Genomic DNA, 20,308 nt, shown 5'->3' with positions numbered 1-20,308 from the left:
GAGAGCAATGACTGATAAGGCTGATTTGGCGAACAACGGTCGCCGAGGCATCAATGTTGCCGTTCTGGGCGCCACTGGCCAGGTAGGCATGGTCATGCGCCGCATGCTGGACGAACGGGACTTCCCCGTGGCCGACCTGCGATTCATGGCCTCCTCCCGGTCTGCCGGAGAGCAGCTGCGCTGGCGTGACAGGACCATCACGGTCGAGGATGTGGAGCAGGCCGACCTGAGCGGGATTGATCTGGCCATCTTCTCTGCCGGCGGTTCGACCTCAGGAACCTGGGCTCCTCGTTTCGCTGAGGCCGGAGCCTACGTGGTCGACAACTCCTCCCATTGGCGGATGGATCCCCAGGTCCCCCTGGTGGTGTCCGAGGTCAACCCCGAGGACCTGGATCTTATTCCCCGGCGGATTGTAGCCAATCCCAATTGCACCACCATGGCCTGCATGCCGGTGCTGAGCCCCCTGGCCAAGGCCTACGGTCTGCGCCGCCTGATCGTCTCCTCCTATCAGGCTGTGTCGGGGGCTGGTCGTGCCGGCGTACTCCAGCTGCGCGACGAGGCCAAGACAGCCGTGGAGCAGGGCGCTGACCGGCTGGTCTTCGATGGATCGGCCATCGAGTTCCCCCCGCCCACCAAGGTGGTGCGTACCATCGCCTTCAACGCCGTTCCTTTTATAGGCGACTTGGTCGATGACGGCAGCGGGGAGACCGACGAGGAGCAGAAGCTGCGCAATGAAAGCCGCAAGATCCTGCACCTGCCCGATCTGGCCGCCTCCTGCACCTGCGTGCGGGTGGGGGTCTTCACAGCCCATGGCATGAGCATCAATGCTGAGTTCGAGCACGATGTCACCCCCGACCAGGCCCGCGACCTGCTGTTCAAGGCCCCCGGAGTGAGTCTGGCGGAAGTACCCACTCCTCTGGACGCAGCCGGCAAGGACCCCAGCTTCGTGGGCCGCATCCGCCAGGACCAGGCCGTGGACGGTAAGAGGGGATTGTCCATGTTCGTGGCCAATGACAACCTGCGCAAGGGAGCCGCCCTCAACGCCGTGCAGATTGCCGAGCTGATCGCCCGCAAACACTTCGCCGACAGGATATGATCGTGCATCTGGACTGATTGTGTGGCATGGCTCAGGCATCCTGTGTTGCCCCTGGGGCATGCACTGATCGGCTCTGCCAGGCCCCGTCTGCCCGATGGCTTTCATGCAGGGTCAGCCCTGCTTGGCCTCTGCTCGGCTCGAGGCTTGTGAGGCTTTTCTGCCTGCGCTCCTCTGCCGTTGATCCAGCTCGAGTATCCCCTCGGCCGTGTCGCGGTCGGTTGCCAGTGCAGAGATAAGCCCGGCCCGCAGACAGGCGAGGATGCTGGCGACTTTTTGCGGCCCCCAGGCCACGCCTATGACCAGAGGGATCCGCTTCAAGCGTTCGAATTCAATCGATATAGTGCGTTCACACAGGCTGGTTCGGATGTGGCGACCCTGGGCATCGATGTGGTGCCCGCAGATGTGTCCCACAGCCTTGAGCTCGGTCACCTCCTTGATGAAAACCGCGTTCTCGTAGTCTTTGAAAATGTGTCCTGACCTTCCCTCCTTGACCGACCCCACTCCCACCACCGCAACGTCGGCATGTCCGCCCAGAGTCAGGGTGTCGGCGATCTGGCGTTCTTTGCGCATGGCTTCAGCCACGGGTTTCGAGGAAAGGATCATGGGCACCGGCAGCGTGGAATAGCTGCCACCCAGTCGTTGGGCCAGCATGCGGCATATCTCGGGGGAATCCGTCATGGGATTGGTTGGCGACAGGGAACCGATCATCTGCACGACCTTGGACTTTGCCCAGTTTTGCAGGGGAACTTCTCGAACCGTGTAGGCGACTGCGTTGCCATTGGAGACGGTTATCAAAGAGTCGGGCCTGGTCTGCTCAACCAGGAGAGATGCTGCGCTTCGGGGCACAACGTCATATCCGGTGCATCCTTGCGGTGGCTCCGAGACCCGGGCGCAACGGAGGTTGAATTGTCGAATCAGCCTGGACTCCAGGTCTTCAAGCCGCTCTAACGGATCTTCAATGGAGATCTTCACCAGTCCTCTGTCTTGGGCCTCTTTCAGCATTCGGGAGACGGAGGGACGGGAATAGCCTGTCGCCGTGGCGATCTGGGACTGCAGCATGTGATCCTGGTAATACATGCGGGCTACGCGAAGAAGCAGCTGGACCCGCTTGCGGGCATCGGAAGTGGTCATCATCTGTAAATCGCTGAACATATGTACATGTTATCAAAATCTGTAACAAACAGTCTAACTGCTCTGATTGGTCTAAAGAATGCCTTTTTTAATGGTGACAATGGAATATATAAAAAATTAAAGCCACAGTTGAAGTACATATGTTCATCGATATCCTTGTTGTTCTCCGATGGCTCACATAGTCTTTTTCCTGTCAGGGGCACCGGAAGGAAAAGCCTGATGACCGGTGCAGCGAAATCGCAGAGCACAAACAACAAAGGAGTTCACATGGCATTCGCACGAACCATTCTGGGAGATGTCGACCCGAGCACGCTTGGCGTAGTCAACAGCCACGACCATCTGATCCGGGTGGGGGCCGGTGAGGTCTACCTGGACAAGGACCATCAACTGGATTCGGTCGAGAAGGCGGAGACCGAGGCCGGCTATTTCGCCAAGGCCTCGCTGAACTGGAGCAAGCAGGGCGGCACCGTGGTCGATATGTGCCCCATCAACTGCGGCCGTGACATCGAGAAGCTGGCCGAGGTGGCCCGCTCGGTGGAGAACCTGCAGATCATCGGAGCCACCGGCTTCCATCGTGAGCATGTCTACCTGGAGACCCAGTCCCACTGGATCAACCGCTACAGTGTCGATCAGATCGCCGACCTGGTCATCGCCGATATCCGCGAGGGTATCGACCGCAACGACTACACCGGTCCTCTGGTGGATCGCAGCCCCTACAAGGCAGGCGTCATCAAGATCGGCACTGCTTACGGAGAGATCACGCCCTTCGAACACAAGTGCATGGAGGCTGCCGCCAAGGCGGCCATCGAGACCGGCGCGCCCATCAACACGCATACCACTTATGGAACCTGTGGCCTGGAACAGGCCCAGACCCTGATCGGACTGGGGGTCCCCGCCGATCAGATCGCCATCGGCCACATCCAGCGCAACGCTGATGTCTACTACCTGGAGGAGATCCTGGATCTGGGCGTCTATCTGGAGATCGACGGAACCAACAGGATCAAGTATCAGCCAGATTCCAACAGGATGATGGAGCTCAAGGCATTCAAGAAAGACGGCTATGAGGACCGGATCCTCCTGGGCACGGACTCCGGCAAGCGCTCCTACCAGAAGGTCTACGGCTCTGTGAGTGGCGTGGACTACAACCCGGCAGTGGACGGCCCCCGAATGATTGCCGAAGGCTTTGATCCCGACTACGTGGACAAGCTGCTCATCCGCAATGCCCACAACTTCTTCTCCTTCCGTAAGGAGGCCTGATTCCAATGGCAGCAGACAAGACCCTGGAACGTCCCCAGCTCCAGATCGCCCTGGACACCTTTGACATGCCCTCGGCCCTGAGGCCTCTGAACGCGGCCGTCAGCCAGGTGGATGTCATCGAGTGCGGAACCGTCCTGATCATCGCCGAAGGGCTGAGGGCCGTGCGCGAGATTCGTGCCCTCTATCCCAACAAGACCATCCTGGCGGATGTCAGGATCGCCGAGGCCGGAGCGGTCATCTCCCGCGCCTGCTTCGAGGCGGGTGCCAGCTGGGTCTCGGTGGTTGCCGGGGCCAGCATGACCACGGTCGAGCAGGTGGTGAAGGTGGCCCAGGAGTTTGGCGGCGAGGTCCAGATTGAGCTTGGGGAGACCTACAACCCCGAACAGGCGCGCGAGTGGCGGCGACTAGGGGCCACCCAGGTCATCGTCCACCGTTCTCGAGATGCGGAAGCGGCCGGCAAACTGACCTGGGGGGAGAACGATAAGGACCGCATCCGCCAGTTGCACCAGATGGGCTTCAAGGTCACCGTGACCGGCGGGGTCACAGCCAAGGACCTGCCCTTCTTCCAAGGAGTGCCCGTCGGAGTGGTGATCTCGGGCCGCGGCATCGTCAAGGCTGATGACCCCCTGGCCGCCGCCACCGACCTGCGGGAGACCATCGGCAGGGTGTGGCCGCAATGAGTGGCAGCGTCACCCTGGGCATCTATGAGAAGGCCCTGAGATCCCCCGCCGAGCCGGATGACTGGGATGCATTCATGTCCCAGGTGGCGGCCGATGGATTCACTTTCATGGATCTGTCCATTGACGAAAGCGACAAGCGAATGGCTCGCCTGGACTGGACGGCGGCTCAGGCTTCCGCCTTCCGTCAGGCCGCCGACCGCCAGGGCGTCCAGGTCGGAGGAATCTGCCTGAGCTGCCACCGCAAGGTCGGCCCTGGCTCGGCCGATCCGGCTGTCCGCCGTCGGGCCTACGAGATCTTCCGCAAGGCGATTGATCTGGCTCATGAGGCGGGTATCCCCCTGATCCAGGTCGCCGGTTACTACGCCTACTACGAGGACCCTGATCCCGATCAGCGTGCCAGGTATGTGGAGGTTCTGGCCAGGGCTGCTGAGTATGCGGCTCAGGCCGGCGTCATGCTGGGCATAGAGAATGTGGACGGCAATGACATCACCTCCATCACCAAGGGGCTGTCCATTTGCGACCAGGTCGGGTCCTCCTGGTTGAGCATGTACCCGGATATCGGCAACCTCTATGAGCAGGAGCTGGATGCCGTGGCTGAGCTCAGGGCTGGAGCCGGCAGAATGCTGGCCATCCACGTCAAGGATGTGCTCCCGGGGCAGCCGCGTCGGATCACCATGGGCGAAGGCTGTGCCGATTTTCCCACGGCTTTCGCCGAGCTGGCCCGGCAGTCCTGGTCGGGGCGGATCATGCTGGAGATGTGGAACGATGATTCGGCCCAGGCCGATCAGATCGTCACGAATGCAAGAAAGAAAGTGGAAACCTGGTTGCGCGGGGCCGACATGGAGGTGCTTGACCCCAGAGGGTGAGACAAAGGCCGGCAGTCGTCACGGCTGCCGACGGGGGATGGTTGTGCCGGTCCTCCACCCCCTTGGCATCGGCAGGGAAGCTATGATGCCAGCGGTCGCCCCTGGAGGGTCGACCCGATCGGTGGGAGTTTGAATGTGACAGGTCGTAATACGGACAGAAAGGACGTCGTGGTCCATGCTGGAAAGACGACCGTGTAGACAAGGAGCAAGTGATGGCAGAACATGCATATGACCTTTCGACCATAGGAGAGGGGCAGATCAGGCTCACGGTCAGGAGGGGGGAGCGGCTGATGAACGCCCGGTCGGTCCTGATGAACCCTGCCTGTTCCGAGGCCAATGTAGCCGGAGTCCTGGCTCAGCTTCAGCGCAGGACCCTGTGGACCTCCTCACTGCCGGAGGGGGATTTGGGCGAATACATCCTGAGCGAATACAGGTCTGTGGGTGTTGATCTGAGCACCATGGTCCGCAAGCCGGCCAGCCGGATCGCCCTCTACTTCATGGAGCCGGGCGAGCCCCCCATGCCGGCCAACGTCATCTATGACCGCGAGTACACCCCTTTCAGGTCGACGGGGATCGAGGATTACGACTGGGACCGGATGCTGGACACCCGCCTGCTCTTCCTGACCGGCATCACTGCGGCCCTGACCGATACCACGGCCCAGGTGGTGACCTATGCTGCCGAGCAGGCGGAGAAGCGCGGCATCGACATCGCTCTTGACGTGAACTTCCGCAGCAAGCTCTGGTCCGGCGACCAGGCCAGAAAGGTTCTGGAGCCCATCGCTCATAAGGCTCGCATTCTCTTCTGCTCCATCAAGGACGCCAAAAGCGTCTTCGGAATCGAGGGGACCGGCGAGCAGGTCTGCGAACAGCTCTACCGGCGCTTCGGCAATGAGTACATCGTTTCCACCAATCACCTGGATGGTCCGTACCTGAGAACCTCCAAAGGAATCAAGAAGTACGTCACCACCCCGGTTCCGGTGGTGGACCGTCCCGGTGCCGGGGATTCCTTCGTAGCTGCCACCCTCCATGGCTTCCTCTCCGATGATGTGGAGTGCGGTGTCAGGTGGGGGCAGCGGGCTGCCGAGTACGCCCTGACGCATATGGGCGATCTGACCCGTATCCGCGCCCAGGAACTGGATATTCCGCTGGGTGGGGATATCAATCGCTGACCCGTCCTTCACGATTCAGGCTCGCCGCAGTATTCTCCAAGGACGGAGAAGGCGACCTGGATCCTTCGGTCAGACCCCTACCGTGGTCGGGCCGCCGCCATCATGATCATCCGAGAAAGAAAAGCACCCATTATGAGTGATACACATGTCACGCAGGCCGGGCAGACGCTGACCGCATACGAGCAGATAGACTCTCGTCCCCTGACCGGTCATCAGAAAAGCATCATAGGCCTGGCCATAGCCGGCAACATATCCGAATTCTTCGATATGTTCCTGATCGGTTTCGTGGTCTCCCTCCTGACTTCGGCCTGGCACCTGACCGGGGTCTCCGCCGGCATCATCCTGGCCTGTTCCGGGCTGGGCACGGTCATCGGCTCCATCCTCTGGGGGCGTCTGGCCGATCGCTTCGGCCGCAAGCATGCCTTCCAGTGGTGTGTTCTCTGCTTCGTGGTCTTCACGGCCCTGTCGGTCTTCCTGCCTGACGGTGCCTGGATCCTGCTGGCCATCCTGCGCATCGGTGTGGGCATCGGCGTAGGCGGCCTTAACATCGTCTCCATCCCCTACGTCCAGGAGTTCGTGCCGGCCAGGCAGCGCGGCATGCTCTCCGGCCTGGCTTCGGTCTTCATCCCGTTGGGTCTGCTCCTGGGATCCGTCTCACAGAGCCTGATTGGCGACAATTGGCGCGTGCTGGTGGCCCTGGGCGTTATTCCCGTCCTTCTTCTGTTCTGGTTGGCGACGGTGCCGGAGTCCCCCCGTTTCTATCAGAGCGTGGGACGTGACAATGATGCCCGCAAGGCCTTGGCTTGGGCCCTGGAGCTTCCCGCGGACCAGGTCGGTGCCTTGCCCAAGGTCGAGCAGGAGCAGAAGGCCAGCTATCGCCTGCTCTTGTCCAAGCATCTCAAGCCGCTGGTCATCATTTCCGTCGGGTCCTTCTGCTTCATTCTGGGTTCCTTCGCCATCCAATCCTGGGGTCAGACGCTGATGAAGGATGCCTTCGGTTTTTCAACGCAGATGGTGGCCTACCTGTTCATGGGCGTCTCCGTGGCCGACTGCATAGGCAGATTCGGTTCTGCCTGGCTGGCTGACATCATCGGCCGGCGCTGGACCATGTTCTCCTTCGGCGTCATCGGCGCCCTGGGATGCTTCTACGCGGCCTTCTTCCACAATTCCGGCTGGCAGTTCTACATCGCCGTCCTGGTCATCATGACCTTCGCAGACGGTGTCTTCGGCATTCTCAACGCTTTCGGCGGCGAGCAATTCCCCAACGATGTTCGCTCCACCGGACTGGGACTGGGATACGGCATCGGTGCCACAGCCAAGATAGTAGGCCCTATATTCATGGGGCTCCTGGTGGGCGGCGACTATGTCTCCCAGCACATCAACATCGGCGTTGTGACCACGGCGTTCACCTTCTTCGGTGTCTGCCTGGTCATCGGTGCCGTCGTATACCTCTTTGCCCAGGAGACCAAGGGCAAGGATCTGGAAAGCCTGTGAGGATGCGCAGCAGGGTCTGCACGCACAGGTAAGCAAACCGGGCCGGCTTTTCGCAGGGAGGGTCGGCCCCATATTGGAAATGGTGGTGGTTCTTATGACGTCCTTGGCTGATTTCCCTGACGAGGTACGTGTCGAAGTAGGTCTGGTCCGTGAGCATGTTGCTGCCCTGCATGCGCAGTTGATCAAGTGGGGGCTGGTGGTGTGGACGGCGGGGAATGTCTCACAGCGTCTGCATTCAGCCGACTTGCTGGTGATCAAGCCATCCGGGGTGCGCTATGAGCAGTTGACACCGGAATCAATGGTGGTCACGGATCTGGAGGGGCATGTGGTGGACGGATCCGCCGCCCCCTCCTCGGATGTGTTTTCACATGCCTACATCTACCGGCACATGCCTGAAGTGTTTGGCGTGGTGCATACGCATTCGACCTTCGCGACGGCCTTTGCTGCAGTGGGCCGGTCTATCCCATGCGTATTGACGATGATGGGGGACGAGTTCGGCGGTCCGGTGCCGGTGGGTCCCTTCGCCTTGATCGGTTCGGACCAGATAGGCCGTGGGGTGGTCGAGACCCTGGCGGAACATCCGGGCTGTCCTGCGGTGCTCATGCGCAACCACGGCCCCTTTACGGTCGGGGTGGATGCCGAAGCCGCGGTCAAGGCGGCGGCGATGACGGAGGAGGTGGCGCGTACGGTATGGGCCGCTGAGCAGATTGGTACGCCCGTGCCCCTGTCCGACGAGGATGTGGCTAGTCTGAACGACCGCTACCAGCACGTGTACGGCCAGCATTGAATCTCAATGCGATGTCTCGCCCCGGCATGCGGGTGACGACAGCGCAGATGCTTGTCACGGCGGATTCGAATTAGACTGGGGACCATGACCAGATCTTCCCAAGAAGTGCAGCGGCAACTGGATCGGATCGTGGCCCTGGGCTATCCGGATGTGGCGGACATCAGCGCCGCCGCTTTCAGAGCCCTGGCCCAGCCCCTGATCTCCGCGCTGGAGTCCACCGAGTTGGGCGAGCAGATCCTGCTCATCCCTACCAGGGAGCTGGTCTCGCCCGAGTCGCTGATCGCCCGGACCAGCATCAACCGCATGGCCGGCTTTACCACCATGCCGCCGCGCGACATCGCCAGCTTTCTGCCCCAGAACGGGTTCGAGCCGCCCGAGGGGCCTTTCTACATCGTCCTGGAGCCGCACACCGGCACCTGCTACACCAACCGCGAACCCGACGTGGCCCGCAAGTTGATTGACTCCGACGATCGTCTTCCCCTGACCTTGGAGGAGGGGCTGGCCATCGCCACCCAGCATCCTGACTGGCTGGCGGTCAAGAACGGCTTCAATCTGCTGGGTTCCCACAGCGCCGATGGGCGCGTTCCCAGCATCTGGATGAGTCAGAACGCCCCCCGCCTGGGCTCGGTCTGGCCCAACTCGCGCCACACCTGGCTGGGCAACGCCTACTGTGAGGGCCGCCGCGGTGTCTCCCTCTTCCAGTGAATCTCTTACACTGAATCTTATGAATCTTATGCAGTGAGCACTCCGTCAGTGCTTGCATTGTGTAGTGTTCGCACCCTTGGCAACCTTGCGAATTATGCCAGGCTCTGTGTGCTCGCCTTCCTCTGCGTCGGAATGCGGACCCGGACCGCATGTCCCGGCTCTCCTCCGGTAAAATAATGGCACCCCCGGTACGGTTTCGGCCTGCCCAACACCTATAGCCGGGTGACATTGTGGTTTCCGACGAACGAAAGAAGGAGGAGAGATGGATCAGGATCGTGCATCCGTGTTTGATCTTGCGGCCCAGGCCGCGGCATCCAATGGAGGGAACAACGACCTGCTGCTGCCTCCCCCCAGGTTCGTGGGTTCGCCGCAGAAGCCCAGCGCGATGCCATACAACAAATATGTGGCCTACAACAAGCAGGTTCCCTTTGACTATCCGCAGCGCACCTGGCCGGGCAAGACCCTGAAGCGGGCGCCCCGCTGGTGCTCGGTGGATCTTCGCGACGGCAACCAGGCCCTGGTCGACCCCATGGATTCCGAGCGCAAGCTGAGATTCTGGAATCTGCTGATCTCCATGGGCTTCAAGGAGATCGAGGTGGGCTTCCCCTCGGCCTCCGAGACCGATTACGATTTCATCCGCCTCCTGATAGAGCGCGAGCTGATTCCCGACGATGTGACCATCGTGGTCCTGACCCAGGCCCGCGAGCACCTGATTCGCCGTACCTATGAGGCCCTGCGTGGGGCCAAGCGGGCTGTGGTCCACTTCTACAACTCGGTCTCGGTTCTGCAGCGGGAGGTCGTCTTCCACAAGGACAAGGCCGGGATCAAGAAGCTGGCCACCGATGCCGCCGAACTTTGCCGTTCCCTGGAGGCCGATGCCGGGGGTACGGATCTTTCCTATGAGTACTCGCCCGAGTCCTTCTCCGGCGCAGAGCCCGAGTACTCCCTGGAGGTCTGCAACGCGGTCATCGACGTGATCCGGCCCACGCCGGAGCATCCCATGATCATCAACCTGCCCAACACCGTGGAGATGACCACCCCCAACGTCTTCGCTGACGAGGTGGAGTACATATCCACCAACCTCAAGGACCGGGATGCGGTGGTGCTCTCCCTGCACCCCCACAACGACGAGGGCATGGCTGTGGCCGCCACCGAGCTCAGCCTGCTGGCCGGGGCTGACCGGGTTGAGGGATGCCTGCTGGGCAATGGCGAGCGCACCGGCAATGTTGACATCTGCACAGTGGGGCTGAACCTGCTGGTCCAGGGGATCGACCCCCAGCTGGACTTCTCCGACATGCCCGGCATCCGTCGGACGGTGGAGTACTGCAATCAGATCGCCGTCTCCGAGCGGCACCCCTATGTGGGCAACTTCGTCTTCACAGCCTTCTCCGGCTCCCACCAGGATGCCATCAAGAAGGGTCTGGATGCCAGGCAGCAGGCGGCTCTGCGCGCCAACGCCAACCCCGACGACTTCCTCTGGCTGGTGCCCTACCTGCCCATTGATCCCAAGGATGTGGGCGGCAACTATGAGGCCATCATCCGGGTCAACTCCCAGTCGGGCAAGGGCGGCATGGCCTACCTGCTCAAGGCCAACCATCATCTGGATCTGCCCAAGCGCCTCCAGGTGGAGTTCGAACGGCTGGTCCAAAGCTATGCCGACAGGACTAAGCATGAGGTCAAGGACGCCGATATCTGGCGGCTCTTCAAGGACGAGTACCTGCCCGTGGAGGTCGGCGGAAGCGTGGTCGGCGGTGAGTCCATGGCCGATCAGCGCGACGAGACCCTGCGCCAGTGGGGACGCTTCAAGCTGCTGAATGTGGCGGTCACCTCCGGCGAGGACGGTTCCGACACGGTTCTCGATGCCACCCTGCTGGACCGGGGGCTTGCTCCAGGCGATCCTGAGGTGCGTCGTCGTGTTCAGGGACATGGGAACGGTCCTATTGCAGCCTTCCTGGATGCACTCAAGTCCCTGGATCAGACCGTCTCGGTCCTGGATTACGCCGAGCATGCCATGACCGCCGGCACGGATGCTCTGGCGGCTTCCTACGTGGAATGCCAGGTGGGCGAACCGGCCCGGTCCCGGGTGATCTGGGGCGTGGGCATCGACTCGTCCATCTCCACCAGCTCCCTCAAGGCCATCATCTCGGCGCTCAACCGCTTCCAGCGCGGCTGAAGGCCAGAAAAACCAATACCGGTCCTCCAGATCCGATCCGGACGCACAGCTACGCCTGGATCGGACCAAATTGTCTGAACTGGTTTACAGCTGGCTGGTTTATTGTTGGGATGACTCGGCCCCGGAGTTGCCCTGAGTGCTGCCTTCGTTGCCGCCCTCGCCCGTGTCGCTGCCGCTGTCGTTCTCGCTGCCGCCTCCAGCGCCTTCGCCTGAACCACTGCCGGAGCCGGACCCGGACTGCCCCTGCTCGGAGTTCTGACGCTGGGAGCGTTGCTGGGGTGCGTATGAGTATTCACGGTTGCGCGTGGACGGGCTGCGCTGCCGGGATCCGGTGCCCCAATTGCCTTCCGGGCCACCGATCTTGCCGTGGTCCTCAGCATCCGGGAAACGCTCCACTGGACTGTTGCCCAGGGCCGACTTCATGTATTGGGTGAAGAGCTGGACCGCATAGAAGTCGTCGTGATAGCGATCCGGCACCTTCAGGGCGCCGCCGTCCTGACCCTGGTTCCAGACGGCGAAGGTGGTCAGAAGCGAGGGGGTGAATCCGATGAAGGAGATGGCGGTCTGGTCATTGGCCGTGCCGGTCTTGCCGGCGATGGGCCGCCCCAGGGAACGGGCATAGGATGCAGTGCCGCGCTGGACCGTGGTGGTCATGGCCTTCTGCAGCAGAGCCACCTGATCGGCGTTGAAGACCTGATCCGACTGGATTGCAGCCGTGTAGAGCTCCTGATCCTTGGTGTCCTTGACCTGGGCGACCAAGTGCAGCTTGGGTCGTTGCCCTCCGTTGGCCAGAGTGGCGTAGCCCTGGGTCACGTCATAGACCGAGAGGGCGTCCACACCCAGGGTGTCGAAGGTGGTCGTATCGTCGATCTTCCCGGTGATTCCGGCTGTATGTGCCACCTGGGCGATCTTGTGTGAGGTCACGTGCTCGCCCAAGTCCATGAAGACCGTGTTGACCGAGTTGGCGAATGCCGAGTAGAGGTTGATGTACCCGTAGCTGACATTTCCGGCGTTGGCGACGGACTTGCCCACGCTGGAGAAGGTACGCGGTGAATTGCCGTTGAAGACCGTGTTCAGGCTGACCCCATCCTGGATGGCGCCCAGGAGTGTATAGGCCTTCATGGTCGAACCGACCTGGAAGGTCGCCTGATCCACGTTGTTGAGTTGGTGGGTCAGGTAGTCGTCACCGGCGTACAGGGAGATGATGGCCCCGGTCTTGGGGTCGACCGAGAGCCCCCCGATCTGCAGGGTGGGCGGCAGATGCTTGTTGCCTGTGGACGGACTGGCCACCTGGAACATCAGATCCTGTTTGTCCTTTTGTATGGTGGTGATGATCCGGTAGCCGCCTGTATCCAGGTCGTCCGCAGTGAAGGGGGCCTTTTTGCCGGAGGACAGCTCGTTGCGGACCATGCGCAGCAGGTAGCCGTTGGGTCCCTGGTAGACGTTCTGCGGCATGTATTTGATGGTCTGTGGCATTTGGGCGCTGGCCCGGTCCTGATGGCTGATGTAGTGGTCCTCCTCCATGATGGCCAGCACGCGGCGGAAGCGCGACTCGGCCTGCTTGGGGTTGACCGCCGGGTCCCAGGAGGCCGGGGCGGGGATGATGCCAGCCAGCATGGCTGACTCAGGCATGGTCAGGTCCTTGGCGTCCTTGCCGAAGTAGTTTTGGGCGGCGGCCTGGATCCCGTAAGCGCCACGGCCGAAGTAGATGGTGTTCAGGTAGTTGCAAAGGACGGTGTCCTTATCCTCTGTTCTGGAAATCTTCAAGGAGAGAATGGCTTCGCGCAGCTTGCCCTTGTAGGAGGTGGTCTCGCCCAGGTAGTAGCGCTCGGCATACTGCTGGGTGATGGTGGATCCGCCCTGACGGGTGCCCTTGGTCACGTTGTTGAAGAGCGCTCGGCTGATGCCTTTGAGGTCGATGCCGTTGTCCTTGTAGAAGGTGCGGTTCTCCGAGGCGACGACCGCATTGCCCACATACTTGGGCAGGACCGCGCAGTCGATGATCTCCCGGTTCTGGTTGGCATAGGTTCCGATGGGGGTGGTGCCGTCCGCATAGTAGACCGTGGTCTTTTGTGCCAGGGCCTGCTTCTCGGGCGGGATGATTTCAGTGGTCAGATACAGGTATGCGAAGGTCGCCGCCCCGGCGACCAGCACCAGTCCCAGCAGGGCCAGGATCCACTTAAGCACGCGATGCGACTTGTGGGGCCGTCCGCGACGGGGTCCGCCGCCCCGGGGATTCCGGTCGGCATGCCGCGAGGTGAGCCTGTCGGCGCGATTCCTGTTGCCGCGCGCCTCGGACCGGGTCCTGCGTGTGGGCGAGGTCGAACTGACTGAACGAGTCTGATTGGCCATGCCAACCACGCTATCCGGCGGGGCTGAAAACCGTTCGACCTAAGGCTGAACGTTCATCATTTTCGTACTTTTGCGCCATCCTTGGTGGTCTGTACTGCCCATTCCATCATGCTATCTACCGGGAGAAGGTATGCTTAGGTTGGAATAACTCAGTAAATCAGAGGAGTTTGTATGAGCATCCGTGTAGCTATAGCGGGCGTGGGCAACTGCGCATCCTCGCTGGTACAGGGAGTCGAGTATTACAAGGACGCCAAGGACGATGACAAGATCCCCGGCATCATGCACGCCAATTTCGGCGGTTACCGCATTCGTGACGTGGAGTTCGTGACCGCCTTCGATGTGGATTCACTCAAGGTCGGCAAGGACCTGAGCGAGGCCATCTTCGCCTCGCAGAACAACACCTACAAGTTCTGCGACGTTCCCAACAAGGGCGTGGAGGTCCTGCGTGGGCCGACCGGCGACGGGCTGGGCGAGTACTACAAGAAGATGATCACCGAGTCGGATGCCGAGCCTGTGGATGTGGCCCAGGTCCTGCGTGACAAGAAGGTCGATGTGCTGGTCTCCTACCTGCCCGTCGGCTCTGAACAAGCTGACAAGGCCTACGCCACCGCCGCCATCGAGGCCGGTTGCGCTTTTGTCAACTGCCTGCCTGTCTTCATCGCCTCCGACCCCGAGTGGGCCCAGAAGTTCCGTGATGCCGGTCTGCCCATCGTGGGTGACGACATCAAGAGCCAGGTGGGCGCCACCATCACCCACAGGGTCATGGCCCGCCTCTTCGAGGATCGCGGCGTGCGTCTGGACCGCACCTACCAGCTGAACGTGGGCGGCAACATGGACTTCATGAACATGCTGCAGCGTACTCGTCTGGAGTCCAAGAAGGTTTCCAAGACCCGTGCCGTCACCTCCATCGTTCCCCACGACATGGATCCCCACAACGTCCACATCGGTCCTTCCGACTATGTGGCCTGGCTGGATGACCGCAAGTTCGCCTTTGTGCGTCTGGAGGGCACCACCTTCGGTGACGTCCCGCTGAATTTGGAGTACAAGCTGGAGGTCTGGGATTCGCCCAACTCGGCCGGTATCGTCATCGATGCCCTGCGCGCCGCCAAGATAGCCCTGGACCGCCACCTGGCCGGCCCGGTGCTGGCACCCAGCTCCTACTTCATGAAGTCCCCCGCTGTCCAGCATGAGGACAACGAGGCCCGTCAGCTGGTCGAGGACTACATCGCCGGCAAGGTGGAGGGTGACGAGAGCGCCCTGGATGCCGATGTCAAGGCCGCAAAGGAGAACGGCAAGGACGTCTGGCACGCCTGAGTAGAACTCCGCCAGTTGCTGTCAGGCATCTGATATGAACATGTGGCCGGTCCCTCCTTCTGGGATCGGCCACATGCTGTTTATATGTTCGGTTTGTTTATATAGTTGGATCGTGGATTTGAACCGGCGGGCTGCAGGCATAGTGCCCAGCCCGCCGATTGCCGCTCTTGATTCTCAGACCATGGCCAGGTCAAGCACATTCACTGAGGCCGGGTCCAGACGGACCGTAATTTCACGTCCTTCGGGGATGTCCGAGACATCGACCTGGCGGGCCCTGACCTGGTCCGGGTCGGATCGGGTATTGCAGGCATGCGGATCCTGTGCAGAAAGGCTTTGCATGCCCGCAGGACGCACAGGCTCGGGCAGGGTCAGCGTCGCTTCGGCGGCAGAGGCCATGTCGGCGTTGACCAGGTCCGCCATGATGTGTCCGTCCTTGACCGAGGCAAAGACGTGCAGGGACGGGTTGTCGGCCTCCGGCAGGCTCTGAATTGCGCGGGCCCCCTGGTGGCACCGGTACATCATGAAGACGTCGTAGTTGGGCGTCAGGATGGTGGCGTCGTCCTCGGTCAGGATCAGCGAGTTGAGGACGTTCAGGGTCTGGGCGTTGCAGGCCATGGACACCTTGTCGCACCTGGACTGGAGGATATCCAGCGTCAGGGCCGAGGTGAGCGCGTCGCGCATGGTCACCTGCTGCCGGAGCGCCGGACGGGCCGTGAAGGCATCGCCATGCCAGTTGCCCCATTCGCCCATAACCAGATCGACCCTTGTCAGCCTGGAATCCATGGTGCTCTCAGGGTGGGGCATGGTGGCCAGGCAGGCCTGAATCAGATTCCACTGCTGGTCGATGACCTCACCGAGCTCGAGGGCGCCTCGAATCACCCGATCCCAGCCATCCTGATCAAACTGAGTGGAAGTGTCGTCGGTGTGGTCGATGTTCCAGTTGTAGAAGTGTAGGTCGTAGGCGGCGATGGGCGGTTGGCGGTACTGGGCCAAAGCCTGGAAGAAGTCCCTGGTCCAGCGCACCCGTTCCATAGGCTTGTTTCCGTCTGGGCCGCAGGCGATGGGCCGGATCATCGGGGGCTGGTCCCCGTTCTCGGCGAAGGTGGGCATGGCCGAGGCGAACATCCGATAGCGGTCCGCGTACATGGACGGGGTCATCGTCCCCCCGCCGGCCCAGGGCTCGTTCCCCAGACCCCAGAATTTCACGCCATAGGGGGAGGGATGGCCGTTGGAGGCCCGCATGGCTGACATGGCCGTGCCCGATGGACGGTTGCAGTACTCCATCCAGTCGCGCATCTCGGCCACGGATCCGCTCAGCATGTTCACGTTGATCCAAGGTTCGGCGCCAACGGCCTGGCACAGGCGGAGGAATTCGTCGGTGCCGAAACCATGCCCGTCAGGCTGATAGGTACCGAAGTTCTCGTTGTATCCCACCGGACGCTGATTGCGGGGCCCGACCCCCTGACGCCAGTGGTAGGTGTCGGCATAGCAGCCGCCGGGCCAGCGTAGCAGGGGAGGTTTCAGAGCTTTCAGGGCTTTGAGAGCGTCCGTGCGGATGCCGTCGGTGTTGGGGATAATGGAATCCGTGCCTACCCATAGTCCCTGATCGATGCATTCGCCGAGAAATTCGATGAATTGGCCGTGCAGGTAGGGGCTGATGGTGCCGGTAGTCAGACGCGGGTCGATGTGGATGCTCACTGTTTGGACTCCTTACTTGATGGTGCGGATGCGGCTGATGAAGATGCAGGCCAGCAGCACCAGGACGATGGCGGTGGGGAAGACCAACTGGTAGGACTTGGTCACTGAGACGATCAGTGAGGTCACCATGGGCCCCACCATCTGGCCCAGGGTGGTGGCGATGTTGAGGATGCCCAGATCCTTGCCGGCCTCCTCGGCGTTGGGCAGAACGTCAACGTTGAGTGCCTGGTCGACCGACCCGTACATTCCGTAGCCGAAGCCGCCGATGGCGGTGAACAGAATCATGCCTAGGGGGCTGTGGATGATCCAAGGCATGGCATAGCCCAGGGCCAGAAGCAGGCTGGCGATGATCACGGGCATCTTCCTGCGGCCGATCCTGTCGGAGATCGGGCCTGCTCCCAGGGCCGCGATCATGGAGACCACGATCAGCACCAGGGACATGGTCGACATGGTGGCCGCCGAGTCCTTGACGGACTGGCCCATATAGTCCTGAAGGATGAAGAGCTGGTAGTTGAGGATCATGTAGTAGCTGAACAGGAGCAGGGAACGTCCTACAAAGGCCAGCCAGAAGTCGGGCGCGTGGCGAGGCGGACGGAAGGATTCCAGGATGGAGCGCAGGCTGCTGCTCAAGGCGGGCATGTCCTTGGAAGAGGGTTCCTTGGGCCAGATGACCACCGTGACCAGGCCGGCCACGCCCATAACCAGGCCGGACATGATCCAGCCGGGAATCTGCATGGTGATAAAGCGGGCGCCGACCAGGGTGCCCAGGGAGTTGCCCACCAGATTGCCTGCCGATATGAATGCCGACATGGTGGCCCGCTGTGATTCAGGAACACGGTCGGACAGGGAGGCGACCACTGGCGAGATCATCATGTTCAGGCCGACCATGGCCAGGCAGTAGAAGATGCCGATGGCCCAGACATTGGCAATGACGCCCATGAGGAAGAGCGAGATGCCGGCTATAAGGCCGCCGGAAACAACCCAGGGGGTTCTGCGGCCGAAAATGGAACGGGTCCTGTCGGACAGGTTGCCCACGATCAGGTTGGACACCAGGGAGGTCAGGGCCGTGGTGGCGTTGAAGACCCCGGATATGGCCACCTTGGACCCCGGAGCGATGTCGGTCAGGCGTTGGGGCAGCAGGACCGAGGCGACGATGGACAGGGCCATCATCCAGAACAGATTGAAAACGAAGAAGGCAATGCAGTATCGGCTTTTAGCTGCGGTGCCGAGCTCCTGCCTGCCTGCTGAATCGGCTTGTGTCATTATCCGACTCCCTCTCTTTCGGTGCGTCTGTGCACAGTGGGGAAGCGCCGTGCTTCCTGTATTGTTTTATATCTTAAATATATGAAATAAGCAAGAGGGCAGGTCATTGTGGGCGGTTCCGTCAAGAGAGCGTCTAGGGAAAGGGGGCTATGTACGGCTTAGGACGGTCTGTCGGCCAACGGTATGATGATTCTGATGAGTGATGCGAATAGGAAGACCACCAGTAGGGCGGGCGGAGGTCAGGTCGGACGCCTTCCGGGCCGCCCGATCGGCGCCCGTCAGCGGATGGCCCCTGATGAACGCCGCAGACAGATAGCCCAGGTCGCCGCCCAGATGATCGCCTACTACGGCACCTATGGCGTCTCCATGCAGGCCATTGCGGATGCCGTCGGTCTGACCTTGCCGGGATTGCGTCATTACGTCCGCACGCGCGAGGAGCTGCTCTCCCTGGTCATCCAGGTCTACTACGACCAGGGTTCCTTCACCTTTGGGTCCAAGCCCGGCGAGCGCGATGAGCTGGCCATTGGTCGAGACCAGGAGGGGCATCCCCTATATTCGCTGCCGGGTTATCTGCGTCGTCTGGTCAAGGAGAACGCCGAGCGTATGGTCCTGGTCATGCTCTTCATGCATTTGGCTGTAGAGGCTCACGATCCGGCTCATCCCGCACACGAGTACTACCGTAATCGCCATGCCCGGATGATCGACTTTATGGATGGGATCCGTTGGAAGCTGCCTGAGCCCTATCGGGATCGGTCGGCCTTCCACCGGTTGATTAGAACCGTTTATTGCACCATGGATGGAGTGCAGATCCAGGCACTGACCAATCCCGACGACGACATGATCGCCCTGTGGACAAAGGCGGAACCCATTCTCTTCCCGTCACCCCAGTGGGATGATTGCCGCTAGAGGGTCGACAGGAATCGGGTGCTGTTTCAGTCCTTGGCGGGGCCTACCAGGGGAGCGATCCGCTTGTCCCAGGCATCCAGGGCCGAGTTGATGACCTGGTGCATGTCATAGTAGGCGTAGGTGCCTAGGCGGCCGCCGAAGACCACCTTCGGCTGTTGGGCCGCCAGCTGCTTGTACTGGGTATAGAGGGCCCGGTCGTCGCTGGTGTTGATGGGGTAGTAGGGCTCGTCGCCCTTGCCGGCGAAGCGGCTGTATTCCTCCCAGACCACAGTGCGCTCATGGTTCTGCCGGTCGTAGCGTTCGGGGTTGAAGTTCTTGAACTCGATGGCGCGGGTGTAGGGCACGTCAGGATCGGAGAAGTTCATGACCGGGCAGCCGAAGTGGTCGTCCTCGTCGTAGCGGCGCTCCTTGAAGTCCACGGTCCGCCACTTGAGCTCGCCCAGACGATAGTCGAAGTAGCGGTCGACCGGGCCGGTGTAGACCACGGGGACCTGTCCCACCAGAGCATCCCGATTCCAGGGCTGGGAGTTGTCGAAGAAGTCGGTTTGCAGGCTCACTTGGATGCGGGGGTCGTCGATCATCCGCTCGAACCAGGCCGTGTAGCCGTCCTTGGGCAGGCCCTCCCAGGTGTCCTTGAAGTAGTGGTTGTCGTAGTTGAACCGCACCGGAAGCCGCTTGATGATGGAGGCGGGCAGCTGGGAGGGGTCGGTCTGCCATTGCTTGGCCGTGTAATTCTTGATGAAGGCCTCGTACAGGGGCCGGCCGATCAGAGAGATGCCTTGGTCGTTCAGGTTGCCCGGGTCGGTCCCTGCCAGCTCGCCAGCCTGCTCCCGGATCAGTTCCCGGGCCTGCTGGGGGGTGTAGTGGGCGTGGAAGAACTGGTTGATGGTGCCCAGGTTGATGGGCAGGGGGTAGACCTCGCCCTTGTGGGTGGTGTAGACGCGGTGGGTGTAGTCGGTGAATTCGGTGAAGCGATTGACGTATTCCCAGACCTTGCGGTTGGAGGTGTGGAAGAGGTGGGCCCCATACTTGTGGATTTCGGCCCCAGTCTCCTCGTCCATGTAGGAGTAAGCGTTGCCGCCGATGTGGTCGCGCACGTCGATTATGCGTACCCGGGCTCCGCTGTGCTCGACCGCCTGCTGGGCCACGGTCAGACCAAACAGGCCAGCGCCCACAATCACCAAATCAGCATCCATATCAGCCATTCGTCTTCAGCCATCCGTCCCTTGTCGCTGTGATGCCGGGCTATCTACTATCTGTTGCCATCGTCCGGCATGATCCTTGATCAACCGCTGGAGTACGGCGATCCTGTTGCCTACATGCTAGCGGACAGGTCTGTTCAGGGAAGTTGTGGGCGGCAATATCGACCGAATACGCACCTGGCATGGATGGGTCGGCGCTTTCCGGTGGACAAGTG

The 20,308-nt window shown here is 61.3% G+C and carries 16 protein-coding genes; 11 read left to right on the top strand and 5 right to left on the bottom strand.

Annotated features, from left to right (window positions below; translation table 11 throughout):
- Positions 1-7: 7 nt before the first annotated feature.
- Complete coding sequence (locus JF70_RS07570) at positions 8-1,096, top strand: aspartate-semialdehyde dehydrogenase (protein WP_045935861.1); 1,089 nt, start codon at positions 8-10, stop codon at positions 1,094-1,096.
- A 111-nt stretch (positions 1,097-1,207) separates the two neighbouring features.
- On the opposite strand, the gene JF70_RS07565 is transcribed toward JF70_RS07570, so the two are convergent.
- Complete coding sequence (locus tag JF70_RS07565) at positions 1,208-2,248, bottom strand: sugar-binding transcriptional regulator (protein ID WP_045935860.1); 1,041 nt, start codon at positions 2,246-2,248, stop codon at positions 1,208-1,210.
- A 246-nt stretch (positions 2,249-2,494) separates the two neighbouring features.
- Between JF70_RS07565 and JF70_RS07560 the strand changes: the two genes are divergently transcribed.
- From JF70_RS07560 to leuA, 8 genes are all read left to right on the top strand, one after another.
- Complete coding sequence (locus JF70_RS07560; RefSeq protein ID WP_045935859.1) at positions 2,495-3,484, top strand: phosphotriesterase family protein; 990 nt, start codon at positions 2,495-2,497, stop codon at positions 3,482-3,484.
- A gap of 5 nt (positions 3,485-3,489) precedes the next feature.
- Positions 3,490-4,164, top strand: coding sequence for a 3-keto-L-gulonate-6-phosphate decarboxylase UlaD (locus tag JF70_RS07555; protein WP_045935858.1), 675 nt, complete (start codon positions 3,490-3,492; stop codon positions 4,162-4,164).
- Positions 4,161-5,030 (top strand): L-ribulose-5-phosphate 3-epimerase, encoded by an 870-nt coding sequence (locus JF70_RS07550; RefSeq protein WP_045935857.1) that lies wholly within the window; start codon positions 4,161-4,163, stop codon positions 5,028-5,030. The genes JF70_RS07555 and JF70_RS07550 overlap by 4 nt, the downstream gene beginning before the upstream one ends.
- Before the next feature lie 212 nt (positions 5,031-5,242).
- Positions 5,243-6,199, top strand: coding sequence for a sugar kinase (locus JF70_RS07545; protein WP_045935856.1), 957 nt, complete (start codon positions 5,243-5,245; stop codon positions 6,197-6,199).
- A 132-nt stretch (positions 6,200-6,331) separates the two neighbouring features.
- On the top strand, positions 6,332-7,693 hold the full coding sequence (locus tag JF70_RS07540) for an MFS transporter (protein WP_045935855.1): 1,362 nt from the start codon (positions 6,332-6,334) through the stop codon (positions 7,691-7,693).
- A 94-nt stretch (positions 7,694-7,787) separates the two neighbouring features.
- Positions 7,788-8,480 carry an L-ribulose-5-phosphate 4-epimerase gene (locus JF70_RS07535; protein ID WP_045936224.1) on the top strand — a complete coding sequence of 231 codons (693 nt, stop codon included), beginning with the start codon at positions 7,788-7,790 and terminating at the stop codon, positions 8,478-8,480.
- 84 nt (positions 8,481-8,564) lie between these two features.
- Entirely contained in the window at positions 8,565-9,185 is a 621-nt protein-coding gene (locus JF70_RS07530) for a DUF5701 family protein (RefSeq protein ID WP_024626962.1), read from the top strand.
- Between the two features lie 262 nt (positions 9,186-9,447).
- Positions 9,448-11,358, top strand: a complete 1,911-nt coding sequence (gene leuA, locus JF70_RS07525) for a 2-isopropylmalate synthase (protein ID WP_045935854.1) — start codon at positions 9,448-9,450, stop codon at positions 11,356-11,358.
- A gap of 99 nt (positions 11,359-11,457) precedes the next feature.
- Here leuA and JF70_RS07520 read toward each other — a convergent pair whose 3' ends face one another.
- On the bottom strand, positions 11,458-13,710 hold the full coding sequence (locus JF70_RS07520; protein WP_045935853.1) for a transglycosylase domain-containing protein: 2,253 nt from the start codon (positions 13,708-13,710) through the stop codon (positions 11,458-11,460).
- A 171-nt stretch (positions 13,711-13,881) separates the two neighbouring features.
- Here JF70_RS07520 and JF70_RS07515 point away from each other — a divergent pair, with 171 nt between their 5' ends.
- A complete protein-coding gene (locus tag JF70_RS07515) occupies positions 13,882-15,024 on the top strand; it encodes an inositol-3-phosphate synthase (RefSeq protein ID WP_029678243.1) in 1,143 nt (380 codons plus the stop codon).
- Positions 15,025-15,198: 174 nt separating this feature from the next.
- Here the strand turns inward: JF70_RS07515 and JF70_RS07510 are convergent, their stop codons facing one another.
- Together JF70_RS07510 and JF70_RS07505 are read right to left on the bottom strand one after the other, a co-directional pair.
- On the bottom strand, positions 15,199-16,722 hold the full coding sequence (locus JF70_RS07510; protein WP_045935852.1) for an alpha-N-arabinofuranosidase: 1,524 nt from the start codon (positions 16,720-16,722) through the stop codon (positions 15,199-15,201).
- A 12-nt stretch (positions 16,723-16,734) separates the two neighbouring features.
- Positions 16,735-17,985, bottom strand: coding sequence for an MFS transporter (locus JF70_RS07505; RefSeq protein WP_045935851.1), 1,251 nt, complete (start codon positions 17,983-17,985; stop codon positions 16,735-16,737).
- 195 nt (positions 17,986-18,180) lie between these two features.
- Between JF70_RS07505 and JF70_RS07500 the strand changes: the two genes are divergently transcribed.
- Positions 18,181-18,891, top strand: a complete 711-nt coding sequence (locus tag JF70_RS07500; protein ID WP_156149643.1) for a TetR/AcrR family transcriptional regulator — start codon at positions 18,181-18,183, stop codon at positions 18,889-18,891.
- Between the two features lie 26 nt (positions 18,892-18,917).
- Here the strand turns inward: JF70_RS07500 and glf are convergent, their stop codons facing one another.
- Positions 18,918-20,096: a UDP-galactopyranose mutase gene (gene glf, locus JF70_RS07495; protein ID WP_045935849.1), complete on the bottom strand. Its 1,179-nt coding sequence runs from the start codon at positions 20,094-20,096 to the stop codon at positions 18,918-18,920.
- Between the last annotated feature and the right edge of the window lie 212 nt (positions 20,097-20,308).

The sequence above is a fragment of the Bifidobacterium mellis genome, assembly GCF_000967265.1.
GTDB classification, from domain to species: domain Bacteria; phylum Actinomycetota; class Actinomycetes; order Actinomycetales; family Bifidobacteriaceae; genus Bombiscardovia; species Bombiscardovia mellis.
This window is presented reverse-complemented; position numbering and strand designations above follow the sequence as displayed.

Coding starts and splice junctions, on each gene's coding strand:
- JF70_RS07570 (WP_045935861.1), top strand. CDS start 8: ATGACTGATAAGGCTGATTTGGCGAACAACGGTCGCCGAGGCATCAAT.
- JF70_RS07565 (WP_045935860.1), bottom strand. CDS start 2,248: ATGTTCAGCGATTTACAGATGATGACCACTTCCGATGCCCGCAAGCGG.
- JF70_RS07560 (WP_045935859.1), top strand. CDS start 2,495: ATGGCATTCGCACGAACCATTCTGGGAGATGTCGACCCGAGCACGCTT.
- JF70_RS07555 (WP_045935858.1), top strand. CDS start 3,490: ATGGCAGCAGACAAGACCCTGGAACGTCCCCAGCTCCAGATCGCCCTG.
- JF70_RS07550 (WP_045935857.1), top strand. CDS start 4,161: ATGAGTGGCAGCGTCACCCTGGGCATCTATGAGAAGGCCCTGAGATCC.
- JF70_RS07545 (WP_045935856.1), top strand. CDS start 5,243: ATGGCAGAACATGCATATGACCTTTCGACCATAGGAGAGGGGCAGATC.
- JF70_RS07540 (WP_045935855.1), top strand. CDS start 6,332: ATGAGTGATACACATGTCACGCAGGCCGGGCAGACGCTGACCGCATAC.
- JF70_RS07535 (WP_045936224.1), top strand. CDS start 7,788: ATGACGTCCTTGGCTGATTTCCCTGACGAGGTACGTGTCGAAGTAGGT.
- JF70_RS07530 (WP_024626962.1), top strand. CDS start 8,565: ATGACCAGATCTTCCCAAGAAGTGCAGCGGCAACTGGATCGGATCGTG.
- leuA (WP_045935854.1), top strand. CDS start 9,448: ATGGATCAGGATCGTGCATCCGTGTTTGATCTTGCGGCCCAGGCCGCG.
- JF70_RS07520 (WP_045935853.1), bottom strand. CDS start 13,710: ATGGCCAATCAGACTCGTTCAGTCAGTTCGACCTCGCCCACACGCAGG.
- JF70_RS07515 (WP_029678243.1), top strand. CDS start 13,882: ATGAGCATCCGTGTAGCTATAGCGGGCGTGGGCAACTGCGCATCCTCG.
- JF70_RS07505 (WP_045935851.1), bottom strand. CDS start 17,985: ATGACACAAGCCGATTCAGCAGGCAGGCAGGAGCTCGGCACCGCAGCT.
- JF70_RS07500 (WP_156149643.1), top strand. CDS start 18,181: ATGAGTGATGCGAATAGGAAGACCACCAGTAGGGCGGGCGGAGGTCAG.
- glf (WP_045935849.1), bottom strand. CDS start 20,096: ATGGCTGATATGGATGCTGATTTGGTGATTGTGGGCGCTGGCCTGTTT.